Origin of the sequence: Ornithinibacter sp. (genome assembly GCF_035443565.1) — a bacterium.
GTDB lineage: Bacteria > Actinomycetota > Actinomycetes > Actinomycetales > Dermatophilaceae > Fodinibacter.
In genome coordinates this window covers 17,778-18,949 of record NZ_DAORSO010000043.1, presented here as the reverse complement: position 1 = coordinate 18,949, position 1,172 = coordinate 17,778, and the positions used below count along the sequence as shown (strand labels likewise).

Annotated in this window: 2 protein-coding genes; both read left to right on the top strand. The window is 72.4% G+C overall.

The genetic code is table 11. The features are described 5' to 3' along the window. Positions 1-586: SEC-C metal-binding domain-containing protein (locus PLL68_RS06890; RefSeq protein WP_324532907.1), on the top strand; the 586-nt coding region annotated here is incomplete at its 5' end. Positions 587-750: 164 nt separating this feature from the next. Further along, positions 751-1,172: hypothetical protein (locus PLL68_RS06885; protein ID WP_324532905.1), on the top strand; the 422-nt coding region annotated here is incomplete at its 3' end.

The window sequence follows — 1,172 nt, the reverse complement described above, 5'->3', positions numbered from 1 at the left end:
GATGGACTACCTCAAGGAGGGCATCGGCCTGCGCGCGATGGCCCAGCGCGACCCGCTCGTGGAGTACCAGCGCGAGGGCTTCGCCCTGTGGAACACCATGAACGAGGCCGTCAAGGAGGAGTCCGTCGGGCTGCTGTTCCACGTTGACGTCCAGGTCGACCAGCCGGCCGAGGCCGCCCCCGCGGTGGCACCCGTGCACGTCTCCGAGATGTTCGGTGGGCTCGCGGGCGGCGGTGCGACGGCTGATTCAGATGCCGCGCCGAGCCCCGTGCAGGACGACGTGCCGGATGCCGTGGCCGCGTCGTCGGGCGGTGCGCCGGCGGACGGTGTCCAGGACACGTCGGGTGCCGCGGCCGCCGAGGCTGCCCCGAAGGTCGAGGTCTCAGGCGTCGGCGTCGGCCGTCCCCGCACCGGGGCCCTGCACTACACGGCGCCGAGCGAGAGCGGTGGGGTCGAGGAGCGCGACGAGAGGTCACCGGCATCCGCGAGTGCCCTGACCGACGACCAGCTCAGGACGACGCCGAAGAACAGCCCCTGCCCGTGTGGGTCGGGGAAGAAGTTCAAGATGTGCCACGGTCGTCGCTGACGGCCCGCACCGACCACTGACGCCGGGGCAGATCTGACCAGCTGGTCAGATCTGCCCCGGCGGCGTCGTCGGTTCGCTTCGAGGTCACCCACGTGGGGTGATTCACGGCGGGCCACGGTCGAGTACCTTTCCCTCAGCAGATCTCCTACAGAGGGGTTCAGGCGGTGGCAGACGCGCGGACGTCACCGGGCTCGCGCGTCGTGCCCCGGGTATCACCCGACGCCCAGCGCGCCCTCGACGTGACCCTGGGGCTCGCGGGGATGACGGTCGGCGCGGCTGTCGTCGCGGTGCGCACCGCACACCGGGTCACGGCACCCGTGACCCGGTTGCTGTGGCGGCCCCCGTTGCTGCCGCGGAGCCTGCACCCCGCGACGATCCTGGAGGAGGCGGCCCGTACCGGGCGGGCCGAGCAGGTCGCCCTGCGCCGGCGGTTCGAGGTGCTCCTCGACGCCTGGGCGCCGGTCCTGGTCGAGGCCGTCGTCGAGCGGATCGACCTCACCCGGCTGGTCCGGGAGCACGTGGACCTCGACGCCCTGGTCGCATCGGTGGACCTGGATGCCGCAGTGGCGCGCGTGGACCTGGATGC